The sequence below is a fragment of the Paenalcaligenes hominis genome, assembly GCF_011927625.1.
Lineage (GTDB): Bacteria > Pseudomonadota > Gammaproteobacteria > Burkholderiales > Burkholderiaceae_B > Paenalcaligenes > Paenalcaligenes hominis.
In genome coordinates this window covers 205,533-220,673 of sequence record NZ_JAATIZ010000003.1, presented here as the reverse complement: position 1 = coordinate 220,673, position 15,141 = coordinate 205,533, and the positions used below count along the sequence as shown (strand labels likewise).

Annotated in this window: 18 protein-coding genes; 2 read left to right on the top strand and 16 right to left on the bottom strand. The window is 47.5% G+C overall.

What is annotated here, in order from left to right; genetic code table 11:
* Position 1 precedes the first annotated feature (1 nt).
* Both rplN and GGR41_RS08170 read right to left on the bottom strand, forming a co-directional pair.
* Positions 2-370 (bottom strand): 50S ribosomal protein L14, encoded by a 369-nt coding sequence (gene rplN, locus GGR41_RS08175; protein WP_077734081.1) that lies wholly within the window; start codon positions 368-370, stop codon positions 2-4.
* A gap of 246 nt (positions 371-616) precedes the next feature.
* Positions 617-2,575 (bottom strand): LapD/MoxY N-terminal periplasmic domain-containing protein, encoded by a 1,959-nt coding sequence (locus tag GGR41_RS08170; protein WP_167661423.1) that lies wholly within the window; start codon positions 2,573-2,575, stop codon positions 617-619.
* Between the two features lie 558 nt (positions 2,576-3,133).
* On the opposite strand from GGR41_RS08170, the gene GGR41_RS08165 reads away from it, so the two are divergent.
* Positions 3,134-4,561, top strand: coding sequence for an NAD-dependent succinate-semialdehyde dehydrogenase (locus tag GGR41_RS08165; RefSeq protein WP_167661422.1), 1,428 nt, complete (start codon positions 3,134-3,136; stop codon positions 4,559-4,561).
* A 13-nt stretch (positions 4,562-4,574) separates the two neighbouring features.
* A complete protein-coding gene (locus GGR41_RS08160; RefSeq protein ID WP_188372602.1) occupies positions 4,575-5,258 on the top strand; it encodes an ankyrin repeat domain-containing protein in 684 nt (227 codons plus the stop codon).
* A gap of 101 nt (positions 5,259-5,359) precedes the next feature.
* Here GGR41_RS08160 and rpsQ read toward each other — a convergent pair whose 3' ends face one another.
* The 14 genes from rpsQ to GGR41_RS08090 all read right to left on the bottom strand — a co-directional run bounded on the left by rpsQ (position 5,360) and on the right by GGR41_RS08090 (position 14,896).
* Positions 5,360-5,644, bottom strand: coding sequence for a 30S ribosomal protein S17 (gene rpsQ / locus GGR41_RS08155; RefSeq protein ID WP_077734085.1), 285 nt, complete (start codon positions 5,642-5,644; stop codon positions 5,360-5,362).
* Between the two features lies 1 nt (position 5,645).
* Positions 5,646-5,837, bottom strand: a complete 192-nt coding sequence (gene rpmC / locus GGR41_RS08150; protein ID WP_077734086.1) for a 50S ribosomal protein L29 — start codon at positions 5,835-5,837, stop codon at positions 5,646-5,648.
* 9 nt (positions 5,838-5,846) lie between these two features.
* Positions 5,847-6,263, bottom strand: a complete 417-nt coding sequence (rplP, locus tag GGR41_RS08145; RefSeq protein ID WP_077734087.1) for a 50S ribosomal protein L16 — start codon at positions 6,261-6,263, stop codon at positions 5,847-5,849.
* 2 nt (positions 6,264-6,265) lie between these two features.
* A complete protein-coding gene (gene rpsC, locus GGR41_RS08140; RefSeq protein WP_077734088.1) occupies positions 6,266-7,033 on the bottom strand; it encodes a 30S ribosomal protein S3 in 768 nt (255 codons plus the stop codon).
* A gap of 9 nt (positions 7,034-7,042) precedes the next feature.
* Positions 7,043-7,372, bottom strand: coding sequence for a 50S ribosomal protein L22 (gene rplV / locus GGR41_RS08135; RefSeq protein WP_077734089.1), 330 nt, complete (start codon positions 7,370-7,372; stop codon positions 7,043-7,045).
* Positions 7,373-7,375: 3 nt separating this feature from the next.
* Positions 7,376-7,651: a 30S ribosomal protein S19 gene (rpsS, locus tag GGR41_RS08130; protein WP_077734090.1), complete on the bottom strand. Its 276-nt coding sequence runs from the start codon at positions 7,649-7,651 to the stop codon at positions 7,376-7,378.
* 12 nt (positions 7,652-7,663) lie between these two features.
* On the bottom strand, positions 7,664-8,491 hold the full coding sequence (gene rplB, locus GGR41_RS08125; protein WP_167661421.1) for a 50S ribosomal protein L2: 828 nt from the start codon (positions 8,489-8,491) through the stop codon (positions 7,664-7,666).
* Between the two features lies 1 nt (position 8,492).
* Complete coding sequence (gene rplW / locus GGR41_RS08120) at positions 8,493-8,789, bottom strand: 50S ribosomal protein L23 (protein ID WP_077734091.1); 297 nt, start codon at positions 8,787-8,789, stop codon at positions 8,493-8,495.
* Entirely contained in the window at positions 8,786-9,403 is a 618-nt protein-coding gene (gene rplD / locus GGR41_RS08115) for a 50S ribosomal protein L4 (RefSeq protein ID WP_077734092.1), read from the bottom strand. The genes rplW and rplD overlap by 4 nt, the downstream gene beginning before the upstream one ends.
* A gap of 2 nt (positions 9,404-9,405) precedes the next feature.
* Positions 9,406-10,080, bottom strand: a complete 675-nt coding sequence (gene rplC / locus GGR41_RS08110) for a 50S ribosomal protein L3 (protein ID WP_167661420.1) — start codon at positions 10,078-10,080, stop codon at positions 9,406-9,408.
* A gap of 172 nt (positions 10,081-10,252) precedes the next feature.
* Positions 10,253-11,764, bottom strand: a complete 1,512-nt coding sequence (locus GGR41_RS08105; RefSeq protein ID WP_077734093.1) for a tripartite tricarboxylate transporter permease — start codon at positions 11,762-11,764, stop codon at positions 10,253-10,255.
* Between the two features lie 12 nt (positions 11,765-11,776).
* Positions 11,777-12,256 (bottom strand): tripartite tricarboxylate transporter TctB family protein, encoded by a 480-nt coding sequence (locus GGR41_RS08100; protein ID WP_167661419.1) that lies wholly within the window; start codon positions 12,254-12,256, stop codon positions 11,777-11,779.
* A 29-nt stretch (positions 12,257-12,285) separates the two neighbouring features.
* Positions 12,286-13,203, bottom strand: a complete 918-nt coding sequence (locus tag GGR41_RS08095; protein WP_167661418.1) for a Bug family tripartite tricarboxylate transporter substrate binding protein — start codon at positions 13,201-13,203, stop codon at positions 12,286-12,288.
* Between the two features lie 97 nt (positions 13,204-13,300).
* A complete protein-coding gene (locus GGR41_RS08090; RefSeq protein WP_209279783.1) occupies positions 13,301-14,896 on the bottom strand; it encodes a gamma-glutamyltransferase family protein in 1,596 nt (531 codons plus the stop codon).
* Positions 14,897-15,141 lie beyond the last annotated feature (245 nt).

The following is a 15,141-nucleotide window of genomic DNA, read 5'->3' as shown; positions in this document are numbered from 1 at the left end:
CTTATAGCACTTCAGGTGCCAATGATACGATCTTCATGAACTTCTCGGTACGCAATTCACGCGTAACGGGTCCAAAAATACGAGTACCAATTGGCTCTAGTTTTGCGTTAAGCAAAACGGCGGCATTGCCACCAAATTTAATTAGCGAACCGTCCTTGCGGCGAACACCCTTGGCAGTGCGAACTACCACAGCGTTGTAAATTTCGCCTTTTTTGACGCGTCCGCGCGGGGCCGCTTCTTTTACGGTGACTTTGATGATGTCACCAATAGCGGCATAACGGCGCTTGGAGCCACCCAACACCTTGATGCACATTACGGAGCGCGCACCAGTGTTGTCGGCCACATTCAGCGTGGTCTGCATTTGAATCATGATTTTTCCTGTTCCAACTTAACTGCACAACCTGGTACGGACAAAAAGCCTACCAAGCAACGCAACCAGTTTTGGGCCCGTCAGATTCGACGTTGGTAACCACACCAATTGTTGTAGTAGCTTGCGCCGAACCCTGGGTTGAAATCTTGCGAGAAACAAAACGTATGTGTTTAGTCTACTTCGCTCTATTAATTAAAAGCCAAGTAAGCCATCAATTTTAACAAAAAACACAGATTAAGCAAGTGTTTATGTGGGGCTTGATGTTAACTTGCCGTATTCCTGCAACATCTGGCGACTTGACTCGGAAAGCTGAGTCAAATCCCCATCAAAAACAAATAGTACACCCAAAGCCCTACAGACTTCTAGAGTGCTACGCAACATAAATAGACCCCCTGTTTTACGTTCAAGCTCGAGCCAATCGCTAGCACCGACATGCACGTAGGAAATATGCAAATCGCGCAGCATTAAAGCGACTCTAGGAAGCATTAAAATGCGGCGTACGCCCCTGTGTACGTTGTGTTGCGCCAACATGTGACAAAACTCACCAACTTGTACTGGCTCACTTGTTAGTGAATAGGCGTCTAACTCTACGGCCAAGCGCTCGGTAAGCTGTAAAGGCACAGTCGCAAGCTTGGCAGCGATCTGCTTATTAAACCCTGCCTGTGTGATGGAGGACAACGAGACCCGTAATATCAGGCGATCTGCCGTGTATTGGCTCATATGTTGCAAAGCAAGCTCGAAGGCTCGGGCATCACACATTGCAGACAAGCCCAAGCGTGTTGCCACCGGCATAAACTGATAGCCTTGAAGCGTTTCCTCTGTAGTCGTCGAGGTATGTAACACTAACGCCGCTTTTTTCCAATGTGACGCTGCGCCCTCTAGCGTTGTTAACTCCAGACTTAATCGTTGCTCTATTAAAGCATCTTGTAATAACGCTCGCCATTGCGTTTCCCCACCTTTGGGCTGGTCCACTAGGGTCTCTGCTTGACTGGTTGTGAGCACTTCTATTGAGCCATGCCCTGCACTTTCTGCTCGCATTAACGCTTGATCAAGACGCCCCAGCACATGGGTAAGAAACTGTCCTGGCCTATAGTCAGTTTGGGCTAAAGCCCACCGACAATATTCCCCATGGGGGAGCTGAATACGCTGTTGACGTAAGATGGCTTGAACAGATTGGGTTAACGCCTGTAATGCGCTTGCATCGGGGTCCGGCACTAACAACACAAAATCTGAACCATTTAAACGCGCTAATGTAATGGGTGCGGTCAAATCACTTTGGTCAATTACGTCTTGTAATTGTTGACTTAGGCTTAAAAGCCACTCATCGACATTGGCTCGTGTCATGACTTTATTAATGTCAGCCAGGTCACGCTGTCTAAATAACAGCAGCCATCCTCCTTGAGCATTTTGATCTTCTAAGAGGCGTCGTAACTCGTTAATAAAGTATTTACGGTTCACTAGGCCCGTAACGGTATCTTGGTTTAACTCTATTTCTAGCGATTCAATTTTCGCAGACTGTTCCTCTGTGGTTGCTGCGATGCTTTGACGTACCGACGCGAGCGCTCGGGTTACCTCTGATAGCTCTGCAAACGTAGCTTTTTTTAACGGTGCCACAGCGGCTTCTGTATCGTGGGATAACGTATGAAGCGGTTGCGTCACCTCGCTATGCAAAACTCGGCGTAATCGGCGTATTAAATAAAATACATACAGAGCCCACGCGATGCCAACAACTAAAATCATCATAGCTAGTCGACTAAGCCCTTGCCACAAACTAACCCATGCATAGTTCGCGTCAGCTTGTAATGTGATCAGGCCAATTTGCCTCGGCCCATCATTAATTGGCGCTGAGCTCTCGGCTGCCACTATAGGAAACCAACGCATAAACCATTGCGGCACGTCTGGCAAAGCCTGCGATCCCCTGACCTCATGCAAGATCTGTGATGCGCCTTCGGGGCTGGTCAACTGAATACGCTTAAACTGGCCAGAATCAAATAAGGCCGTAGTCACTATCTTTTGTGCAATGGGATTTTGATTAGAAGGCTGAGCCAAAGCTAAAGCCAATGCCGTGGCTGCTGAGTCGGTTTGGTGTTGAAGCTGTGTATTTAAGTACTCTTGGGCCGAGCTACTATTTAGCCATACTGTGCCTCCTAAAATAATCAGTACAACCAAACTGACACTAATAAGTAGTTGTTTTAATAACGACATGTTTTAACCTTACTTATTCTTAGGGTGTAACCCTCTTATACGTGTTTTAACTGTTTACTCGCAACAGTGGCTAACCTGACTTGTAGAAATCAATGGATTAGTGCCGACATATATCTGACAAATGCTAAAGCTAAGCTTAGAGCTAATACATAGAACTACCTAACCAATTAACTCAGTCAAAAATTAAAGGCTTTGGCCTAGCTTATTGAGTAGTGATCTCCATCTTGTCATTCTCCAGCGTTATAGCGCCTTTAAGTAACTACTACACTGTGCTTTTTATAGGAGTAATTAACGGCACGCGCCAAGAAAGATTAAGTAAAGGTCTGTTCATTTTTTTATACGGTCATTAGCAGCAGCGAATAAAAAAGTATAGATTTTGTCAGTTTACTTAGCACAGCTATTAGATTTAAACGCCGACTTAATGCTGAAAAGATCGTAACGGTTTATGATTTAAACAACGTATGCTTAATTAGCTAAATACAATCTCAGTTTAGAAAAATTATTTTTGCAAGAAGTGCTATTTTAAATTGCTGCTTTTAGTACACAGGAGACGCCACGATGTACCCTACCCTTTCCCTTTTTATTAACGGCGAGTTTATTGAAGGCCAAGGTCGCAAAACCGAACCTGTCTTAAACCCAGCGACACTTGAAGAGTTAGGCAAACTACCGCATGCTACCCAAGACGACCTAGATTTAGCGCTAAAAAGTGCTCAGACGGCATTCGAGTCGTGGCGCCATAGCTCTCCTATCGAGCGTAGTGATATTTTACGTAAAGTGGCACAGCTTTGCCGTGATAATGCTCAAGAAATCGGCAGAAATATTACGCTTGATCAAGGAAAGCCTTTGGCTGAGTCTGTTGCCGAGGTAATAAATTGCTCTGAACACGCTGACTGGCATGCTGAGGAATGCCGTCGTATTTACGGGCGTATTATCCCACCGCGTAACCCGGCAGTACGTCAAATGGTCGTACGCGAGCCTATCGGTGTCTGTGCCGCGTTTACTCCTTGGAACTTTCCTTTCAACCAAGCCATCAGAAAAATTACTGCCGCTATCGGCGCTGGTTGCACCATTATTATTAAAGGGCCCGAAGACTCCCCCAGCGCGGTCATGGCGATCGCAAAAATGTTCCATGAAGCCGGTTTACCTAAAGGGGTTTTAAATGTGGTGTGGGGCGTACCCGCCGAGGTGTCTGACTATCTGATTCGCTCTCCTATTGTGCGTAAGGTTTCCTTTACCGGTTCCGTACCCGTGGGCAAACAACTTGCTGCACTGGCTGGCGCTCATATGAAACCCGTCACGATGGAGCTAGGTGGACATTCACCCGTCTTGGTTTTCCCAGATATTGATATTCCTCGTGTTGCTAAACAGTTGGCTTACTTTAAGGTCCGCAATGCAGGGCAGGTATGTATTTCGCCCACTCGCTTTTATATTCATGAGGATATCTACGAACCCTTTAAAGATGCGTTTATTAATGTGCTAGCTAACGTGAATGTCGGCAATGGTCTAGAGGCTGAAACCGAAATGGGTCCGCTTGCTCATGAAAGACGTCTAGCCGTCATGGATAACTTTGTTCAAGATGCACTGTCGCATGGGGGTCGTCTCGAATTAGGCGGTAGCCAGTCCGAAGGGACAGGTTACTTTTATGGCCCGACGGTGCTTGCCGATGTGCCGGATCACGCCATGATTATGACTGAAGAGCCATTCGGGCCTATTGCCCCATTAACTCGGTTTAGCGATACCACAGACGTATTAAAGCGCGCCAACTCACTCCCCTTTGGGTTGGCCTCCTATGCATTTACTAATAATCTACAAACGGCTCATACCGTGTCTAACGAACTGCAAGCAGGCATGGTAAGCATTAACCACTTTGGTGTTTCCATTGCAGAAACCCCATTTGGTGGTATTAAAGACAGTGGTATTGGTAGCGAAGGCGGTACAGAAACCTTTGATGGCTACCTAGTCACCAAATTTATTACTCAACGTTAAACGAGGTCTGACCATGCGCCCTGCTTTGTTATCTAGAGTCACTTCGTCACGTCGCTGGATAGGCGGGGCGCTAATCAGCTTACCTTTACTCTGTGCAGCACAAACGCCTATGCCTTTATTCGATGCCATCGCTACGCACAACAAAAAAGCAGTGACAGAAATTCTAGATCAGCGTCCTGATCTGGAAGTGCGCAATGCACAACAACAAACGCCGTTAATGGCCGCCGTCTACCAAGGCAACACCGATTTGGCTTTGCTTTTGATTCAAGCTGGGGCGGATGTGAACGCCCAAGACGCCGTAGCCAATAGCCCTTTTTTATATGCAGGCGCGGAAGGCATGCTTGCCATTGTGCGCGAAGCATTAAGTCATGGCGCCGACTTTACAGTATTAAATCGGTATGGGGGCACAGCCCTTATCCCTGCCGCGGAAAAAGGCCATTTAGATGTGGTCAAGCTATTAGCTCATACGCCTAACTACCCAATTAATCACGTCAATCGTCTTGGGTGGACAGCACTCATGGAAGCCGTCATTTTAGGCGATGGCAGCCCTACTCAAGTTGAAATTGTTAGGACTTTGCTTGAGGCAGGTGCGGACGCCTCTATTCCAGACAAAAATGGGATTAGCGCCTTACACCACGCTGAGGCCAGAGGCTTTGTTGACATGGCAAGCCTACTTAAAAAACATCAAGCCCAGTAACTAGCTTGCCTACACAAAGTCAAAACAAAAACCCCAGCTAGATGAACCAGCTGGGGTTTTTTGCTTAGACCCCGTGGAGTCTAAAACGTTAATTTAACGAATTAAATAACGCGAGCAGGAGTAACCAAACGCACAACAGTCCATGACTTGTGACGGCTGATTGGACGGCCTTCAGCGATTTCTACGATATCGCCTTCGTTGTACTGGTTATTCTCGTCATGCGCTTGGTATTTACGTGAGCGCACGATGATCTTGCCATACAAAGGATGCTTAACGTGACGTTCTACGTAAACGACAACGGTTTTATCCATTTTTGTGCTGACCACGCGGCCCTGTAATAGGCGCTGACGCTTTTCTGCTACGGGTGTAGTTTGAGTATCGCTCATATCACTTTCCTGCTTTCTCAGCCATTACGGTGCGCACGCGAGCGATGTCGCGACGTACTTTAGATAGCTGGCTGGTGTTGGAAAGCTGCTGAGTGGCTTGTTGCATACGCAAGCTAAATTGAGCCTTCAGCAGACTTTCAAGCTCAGTTTTGAGCTCGGCGGTTTCTTTAGAACGGAGTTCGCTGGCTTTCATGTGATCTCCTTAAGCACCAATGTTTCGTACCACGAAAGTGGTAGAAAATGGTAACTTGGCAGCAGCTAGACGGAATGCTTCGCGTGCGAGTTCTTCGCTAACGCCTTCCATTTCGTACAGCATTTTGCCGGGTTGAATTTCAGCGACCCAGAACTCTGGACTACCCTTACCACTACCCATACGAACCTCTGCAGGTTTCTGGGAAATCGGTTTGTCAGGGAAGACACGAATCCAGATACGGCCACCACGTTTAATGTGACGGTTAATCGCACGACGCGCTGCTTCGATCTGACGAGCAGTTAAACGACCACGACCTGTCGCTTTCAAACCAAATTCGCCAAAGGACACTTGAGTACCACGAGTCGCTAGACCGGTGTTACGACCTTTGTGTTCTTTGCGATATTTTCTACGAGAAGGTTGCAACATAATTATTCTCCTTCTGGCGCCGGTGCTGCGTCACGGCGAGGACCGCGACCACGACCTGGGCGACGGCCTTCAGGACGCTCACCGCGAGGGCGACGCTGACGACGCTCTTCAGGGGCAGCTGTCTCTTGAGGCAATTCGCCGTTAGGCAACATATCGCCTTTGTAGACCCAGACTTTAATACCGATAATACCGTATGTGGTGTGAGCTTCTGCTGTAGCGTAATCGATGTGAGCACGCAAAGTGTGTAGAGGTACACGGCCTTCACGGTACCACTCGGTACGGGCAATCTCGATACCATTCAAACGACCAGAGCTAGCAATTTTGATACCTTGGGCACCTAAACGCATTGCGTTTTGCATCGCACGTTTCATGGCGCGACGGAACATAATACGTTTTTCTAGCTGCTGAGCGATTGAGTCAGCGATTAGCTGAGCATCGGTTTCAGGTTTACGAATTTCTTCGATATTGACGTGCACAGGCACGCCCATTAAACGCTGTAGGTCAACTTTTAAGCTTTCGATATCCTCACCACGCTTACCAATTACGACGCCTGGACGGGCAGAGTAAATAGTAATGCGGGCGTTTTTGGATGGACGCTCGATGACAATACGACCAACAGAAGCATTTTTAAGCTTCTTTTTGAGGTATTCACGCACGCGGATATCATCGGCTAGCATACCGCTGAAATCGTTGTGATCAGCATACCAGCGAGAATTCCAGTTACGGTTAACCGCGAGGCGGAACCCAATTGGGTTAACTTTTTGTCCCATTGTGACTCCTTAAGCGCCGACCTTAACCACAATGTGGCAGGTTTGCTTTTCGATGCGGTTACCGCGGCCTTTGGCTCGTGCGGAAAAACGTTTCAAAGATTGCGCTTTATCTACTTGAATAGCAGTAACGCGCAACTCATCGATGTCGGCACCATCGTTATGTTCAGCATTAGCAATAGCGGACTCAAGCGCTTTTTTGATAATGCCAGCGGCTTTCTTGGGAGTAAATGTGAGCGTATTTAACGCCTGCTCTACAGACTTGCCGCGAATCATATCAGCGACTAAGCGTGCTTTCTGAGCAGAGATACGTACTCCACGAATTTTTGCTGTGGTTTCCATCGCTTATCTCCGTGACTTCTTGTCCGCAATGTGACCCTTAAAGGTGCGGGTCAATGCGAATTCACCGAGCTTGTGGCCAACCATGTTCTCGTTGATATAAACGGGAACATGTTGACGACCATTGTGCACGGCAATCGTCAGCCCGATGAATTCGGGCAGGATGGTAGAACGACGCGACCAAGTTTTGATCGGACGTTTATCGTTGCCCTCGACAGCTGCCTCAACCTTATTGATTAAGTGCTCGTCTACAAATGGGCCTTTTTTAATCGAACGTGACATTATGTTCGCCCCTTACTTACGCTTGCGACGCGAGACAATCATATTGTCTGTGCGTTTGTTACGACGTGTGCGGTAACCTTTAGCAGGTGTACCCCATGGACTTACGGGCTCACGACCTTCACCTGTTTTACCCTCACCACCACCGTGTGGGTGATCGATCGGGTTCATGGCTACACCACGAACAGTTGGACGGACACCGCGCCAGCGCATAGCACCAGCTTTACCAATTTGACGCAAGCTGTGATCTTCGTTGCTGACCGCACCAATAGTGGCACGACAGTCAATATGAACACGACGGACTTCGCCAGAACGTAAACGTACCTGAGCGTAAGAACCATCACGTGCTAGCAATACGGCAGATGTACCTGCTGAACGAGCTAGTTGAGCACCTTTACCAGGCATCATTTCAATACAGTGAATAGTTGCACCGATTGGGATGTTGCGAATAGGTAAGGTGTTACCAGCACGGATAGGAGCATCCTGACCGGACAAGAGCGTAGCACCAACTTCTAGACCACGAGGAGCGATAATGTAACGACGCTCACCGTCTGCATAACACAATAATGCAATATGCGCTGTACGGTTTGGATCGTATTCTAAACGCTCGACTTTCGCTGGGATACCATCTTTATTGCGACGGAAATCAACGATACGATAGTGCTGTTTATGACCACCGCCACGATGACGTACGGTGATATGACCGTTGTTATTACGGCCAGAGCTACGCTTTTTCTTTTCTAGTAGTGCTGCATGCGGAGCGCCTTTATGGAGCTCGGAGTGCACTACTTTAATCATGCCGCGACGACCTGCAGACGTGGGCTTAACTTTTACGAGTGCCATATTAGTTCATCTCCGTAAAGTCGAGTTCCTGACCGTCTTTAATACGAACGTAAGCTTTACGCTCGTTGCGGCGGCGACCTTCGAAACGACCAAATCGCTTGGCTTTACCGTTTTGGTTTAGAACCTGCACGGACTCGACTTCAACTTTAAACAACATTTCAACTGCTGCTTTAACTTCAAGTTTGGTCGCATCAGGTGCTACGCGGAAAGCGATTTGCTGATTATTTTCCGCTACCATCGTGGCTTTTTCAGTCACGATTGGAGCTAGGATGACTTGGTATAAGCGTTCGACGTTCATCCCAACATCTCCTCGATTTGAGCAACAGCCGCTTTAGTGATCAACACATTTTTGTAGTGGATCAAAGATAAAGGATCGGCGTCGCGCGGTTCGACCACAGCTACGTGAGGTAGGTTACGTGTAGCGAGGTAGACGTTTTCATCAATGCTATCTGTGATGATAAGCACGGACTCAAGGCCTAAATCTTTCAGTTTGGTTGCAGCTAATTTTGTTTTAGGTGCATCAAGGTTGAAAGACTCGACTACAGAAATACGACCTTCGCGAGCTAACTGAGAAAAAATGGACTGCAAACCAGCGCGGTACATTTTTTTGTTAACTTTGTGGCTGTAATTTTGATCTGGCGAGTTAGGGAATGTACGACCACCCCCACGCCATAAGGGCGAGGAAGCCATACCAGCACGGGCGCGACCAGTGCCTTTTTGACGCCAAGGCTTACGTGTGCTGTAGCTAACTTCAGCACGTGTTTTTTGCTTGCTGTTTGCGCTACGAGCGTTTGCTTGGTAAGCAACAACAATTTGGTGAACGAGGGCTTCGTTGAATTCACGGCCAAAGACAACGTCTGAAGCAGCAAATGTAGAAGCTTGACCCTGATCATTCAGGAGCTTGAGTTCCATGATTAGGCTCCTTTGATGGCGGGACGTACAACCACGTTGCCATTTTTATGACCGGGGACAGCGCCACGAACCAATAAAAGGCCACGTTCTACGTCAACGCGCACAACATCTAGATTTTGAACGGTACGGGTAACATCACCCAAATGACCGGCCATTTTTTTACCAGGGAATACACGACCTGGATCCTGTGCCATACCGATTGAACCGGGGGCACGGTGGGAGATCGAGTTACCGTGGGAGTTACGCTGACCAGAGAAGTGGTGGCGTTTGATAGTACCGGCAAAGCCTTTACCAATGGTGGTACCTGTAACGTCAACTTTTTGGCCGGCTTCGAATACGCTTTCAATAGCGATCACATCACCAGGATTGTGTTCGGCTGCTTTAGCGGGATCTAGACGGAATTCTTTAAGGATGCTTCCAGCTTCAACGCCTGCTTTGGCATAATGACCAGCAGCAGGTTTGTTCACACGGGAGGCACGACGAGAGCCATAAGCTAGCTGTACGGCAGCGTAGCCATCGACTTCGGGCGTCTTGATTTGGGTGACGCGATTGTTGGACACGTCCAGTACAGTTACAGGTACGGATTCACCGTCTTCTGTAAATACACGGGTCATGCCGACTTTGCGCCCAACAAGGCCCAACCGCCATGCGGCAGGCACAGGTGTCGAGTTCGACATCTTATTCTCCATTCCCAACTACGATTGGTCGGGGCTAACTTGATTACGCATGCAAATTAGATTGCACACCTACTCTAACTTTAACCAGCAACTTGGTTAAGCTAATAAATATAACACGTCTATGCAAAGTCAAGCAAGAAAAACCATAGCAAGCGCCCATAAATACAACGTCTTAATGACTTGGCGTATCAACGCTTAGATTTGCACTTAAAGCCTTGGGTTTAGGTTTAACAAGCTTATAAAGCGCAGAAAGTAAGTAGAGCGCTGTAAATGCCCAGAACACTTTTGAAATGAGGCTGCTTACAAAAAACTCATATTGCCCATGTGACATCAACAATGACTGACGGAATGTGTTTTCAAGGAGTGGCCCAAGCACAAAACCTATTAGTAGCGGTGCACGAGGAAAACGTAAGAGCACCATTACATAACCGAGTACCCCCATCCCAAACATCACCATGACATCAAACATACTTTTATTGACCCCATAAGCGCCAAACATACACAGCACTAAGACCCCAGGCAGTAACAGGGATGACTTAATATTAAGGAGGCGACCTAGGATAGGAATACTGGAACGGCCAATTACAAAAAGCAAAATTGACCCAACTAACATACCCATAAACAAGGCATAGATAATGTTGATGTTGGTGTGAAACATAAGAGGCCCAGGCTGCAACCCATGAATCATAAATGCGCCCAAGATGACAGCGGTGATGACATCTGCAGGGATACCCAACGCCAGCAATGGCACCATTGACGCCCCACCTACCGCACTATTTGCTGCTTCTGCTGCAGCAACCCCTTCCACATTGCCTTTACCAAAACTATCCGGGTCTTTGGATTTACGCTTGGCTTCGCCATAAGAAAAGAAGGCGGCTGGGGTTGGGCCCAAACCAGGAATCACACCTAACACCACCCCAATCACACTGCTTCGCACTAATGTTTTCCAATAGCCAAAAAACACCTTTGCACTTAAGCGGTTCTCTCCTAGGGGAGCGGCGGGTTTGTTTTTTTCTTGAGCGCTATACATTTCAAAAACCTCAGGTAAAGCAAACAAGCCAATCAGCACCGGAACTAAGCTTAAGCCTGCATTTAACTCGGTGACATTGAAGACAAAACGCTGCTCTCCTGTAATCATATCCATGCCCACAGTAGCAAGCCCCAAGCCCACTGCCATTGCCAAAAAGCCTTTCACTTTTTCTTGCGCTGCCACCCCAGCAACAATAACAAGAGCAAACACCACTAAAGCGAATAACTCTGAAGGGCCAAAATCTAAGGCAAACCCTGCTAACCAGGACGCGCTTAAAATTAAAACAAATGTCGAGACCAAGTCTCCAAAGCACGAAGCATATAAAGCCATCTCTAAGGCAGAACGTGCTCGCCCCTGTTTCGCCATGGGATAACCATCTAACATGGTGCAAGAAGCGGCAGGCGTTCCTGGCGTATTGATTAAAATTGCGCTGATCGCCCCTCCGTACATCCCTCCTTTGTAAACGCCAACGAGTAATAGCAAGCCAGCGATAGGTTCTAGAGAAAAAGTGAAAGGTAAGGCAATGGAAATGGCCATGACTGTGCTTAAACCAGGAATGGCGCCAATGACTGTTCCTATAAATACCCCCACCACTAAAGCCAGTAATCCAAAAGGGTCTGCAAATAAAGTGAGTCCACTGACTATGTCTTGCATTGGCTTTCTCCTTTAGGAAAACAACACATCGATAGGACCTAACGGAACCAGGACTTGAGCGATGTAAATAAAGAATAGGGTGATAAAAGCGGGCACCACTACGGAAAGCAACGCAACTTTTTTATAACTTTTTTCACCTGCTAATAAAGCATAAGCGGCAAAGGCAATCATGGATGCCAAGAGCAACCCAATGGATTGAGCCAAAAAATAATAAGGCACTAAAAAGAAAACTGCCCACAATACGTCTCTAGGCAAAGGGGTGCGCACCATCGACGTCGGATTAGAACGTTGCCGTTTTAAGCTGACACCGCCTTGGACGGCTAGGCTCCCCCCTAATCCGATGAATAACGCAGCGACAACATAAGGCCAAAATGTGGCAGATAAGGCAAGATTAGGGGGTTCAGCAAATTGCTGCACCCCTTCGGGGATTACATAAAACCAAGCCATAATCCCTAACCCACCAATAAATAAGCCGGTTAAAAAATCTCTCATAGGTCTCCTCCTATTTTGGTTTTTTAGATTTATTTTTTTATACCCATCCTTAACGCCATCTCTTTATAAAGTGCTTGTTGATTCGAGATAAAAGTGGCTGTGTCCGCAGGATTCAAAACTCGGGGTTCAGACCCCATTTTCTTAATGAACTGCTGCCACGCCGCATCATTTTTCATTTTGTCTAAAGCCGCGACGTACTTAGTCACCGTTTGCTCATCCATATTAGGTGGCCCCATCAGGGCGCTCCAACCAACTATTTCTTCTAGTTCGGCCAGACCTATCTCTTGAGCAGTGGGCACGTCATCTAAACCCGGAATGCGCTCTTGGGAAGTGACAAAAAGAGCGTTCACTGTTCCGCTTTGTACTTGCGGCATCACCGGGCCCACATTGCCGCAAAACAGATCAATATGGCCTCCAGCAACAGCGGTTAAGGCAGGTCCTTCACCTTGTGAAGGGATATGAGCGGCTGCCTTTAAAGGTTGCTCCGCCCCCAGCGCCTCTAAAAACCGTAACACCGCAAATTGATTGAGCGACCCCACTCCTGACGAGCTATACGTTAATGTGCCAGGTCTTTCTGCCAACACTTTTTTTACCGCATCAACGTTGCTCAGCTCCTTACGTGCACTTGTTACACACACAAAAGGGTCTGTAGCAATCAAACCTAATGGCGTGAACCCAGCGGGATCATAGGGTACTTTTTGTAAGTTAGGTGCTACAGCTAAGGTTGCAATACGTGCTAACAGAACCGTTTGACCATCTGGCTTAGCTTTATATACAAAGTCGGTGCCTACCATACCAGCTGCACCAGGACGGTTTTGAACAATCATTTTTTGATTTAAGCCAGACTCAACATTTACAGCAAGATTTCGCCCCATTAAATCTGACACACCGCCGGCAGAATAAGCCACCACCAGTTCTATTGGCCCCGACGCCACGGCCGGACTCATGCATTGATATGCTAAAAAAACAGCTGCCGCAAAACTTAAACCTTTTGAATGCGTTTTTTTCATTGGATATGTCTCCGTTTTGAGTTATTTCGTTTGCTTAAAACGCTGCTACTTGCCCATCTGCTCTGCCGTCTGATCCTCCAACATAAACGCCATTCTTCATGCGCCAGATAATTTGTCCTCGTCCAAACCCTGTGTCATCGGGCGCAACCACAATATCGTGCCCACGGGCCAATAAGGCACGAACTACATGTTTAGGCATGGACTGCTCAACACGTACCGTATTCCCTTTCACCCATTGCCATCTCGGTGCATCTAATGCCGCTTGAGGATGCATATGATGTTGAATGGTATTTAAAATCATTTGCACATGGCCTTGAGGCTGCATAAACGCCCCCATCACACCAAAGGGGCCTACCGCTTCTTTCCCTTTAGTCAAAAAGCCAGGCATGATCGTGTGATAGGGTCTTTTATTCGGCCCGACCTCGTTAGGATGACCTTGAGTCGTATTAAAACTATGTCCTCGGTTATGTAAAGCAATGCCTGTATCAGGGACAACGATTCCACTTCCAAAGCCCATATAGTTGGATTGAATAAAACTCACCATCATCCCGTCTTTGTCGGCGACGGCTAAATAAACCGTGTTGCCTCGTTCAGGCAAGCCCGCTACAGGCTCAGTGGCCTGCTCTGTAATCAGACCGCGCCTCTGTGTAGCGTAATTCTTATCCAAAAGCGCCTGTACTAAAGAAGGGTCTGTGCCGTCGCCCACATGTGCTAAGGCATCAATGAACCCTAACTTCATGGCTTCAATTTGCAAATGAAGAGCACGCTCGTCTTCTCTATGTGCACCTAAATCGATTTCATCTAAGATGGTTAGCGCCAATAGCGTTGCCAGTGCTTGGTTATTAGGAGGCAACTCCCAAACGGTATACCCTTGATACTCAGCAGAAATCGGTTCCACCCATTCAGGCTGATAAGCAGCCAGATCCTCCGCATCAATTAGCCCCCCTGTTTGTTCAGCAAACGAAGTCATCGCTTGTGCGAGCTCGCCCACATAGAAATCTTCACATTTTGTCTGCGCCAAGCGCTCTAGCGTACGGGCCAAGCCTTCGTGGCGCCACATTTGCCCAGCCACGGGCGCAAACCCCTCGGGTAGAAATGTGCGATGCCAATCTGAATAAAGCGGCTCCGTACGATTTGCCATCATTTTTTTAGCACGACGCCAATACTCGGCCACAACAGGAGAAAGAGGATAACCGTGACGAGCATAATGAATGGCCGAGTCAAATAAGCTTTGGAACTCTGTTTTACCAAAGCGATCATGCAATGCTGCCCAGGCTCTTGGCCCACCGGGGACAGTGACTCCGGACCATCCTAGGGGGCCTACTGTATCGCCGTGCTTTAAACCAAGTGCTTCATACGAGGTGTGTCTGGATGAGCGACCAGAACCATTTAAGGCATGAACACTGGAACCATCCCAAACCAATGCAAACGCATCGCCACCAATCCCATTTTGCGTAGGCTCAACTACAGCCAAAGCAGCCCCTGCCGCAATTGCAGCATCAATTGCATTTCCACCACGCCGTAATACAGCCAAACCGGCCTCAGCCGCTAAGGGATGCGAGGTTGCTACCATGCCGCCATTGGCATAAACAGGTTCTCTAGATACGCCATAAGGGTTGTATTGATTCATTAACTTGTCTCCTGATTTTATTTTTAGATAACAAACCAATCGTACCATTACGAACCAACAACACAACTGGTTTTGCTAAAAAAGGCAAAAAACCAGTGAAAACACCTAAAAACGAAACAAAACATTATGTTTTTTCGCAGGCGTTGAGACCATAAGCCCAAATTGGTATCTTTTTTGTTTTTACAAAACCAAATGCTAAAAACTTTAGCTTAAACTGATGTTTATAGCGCTCATTTTGCTCTGTA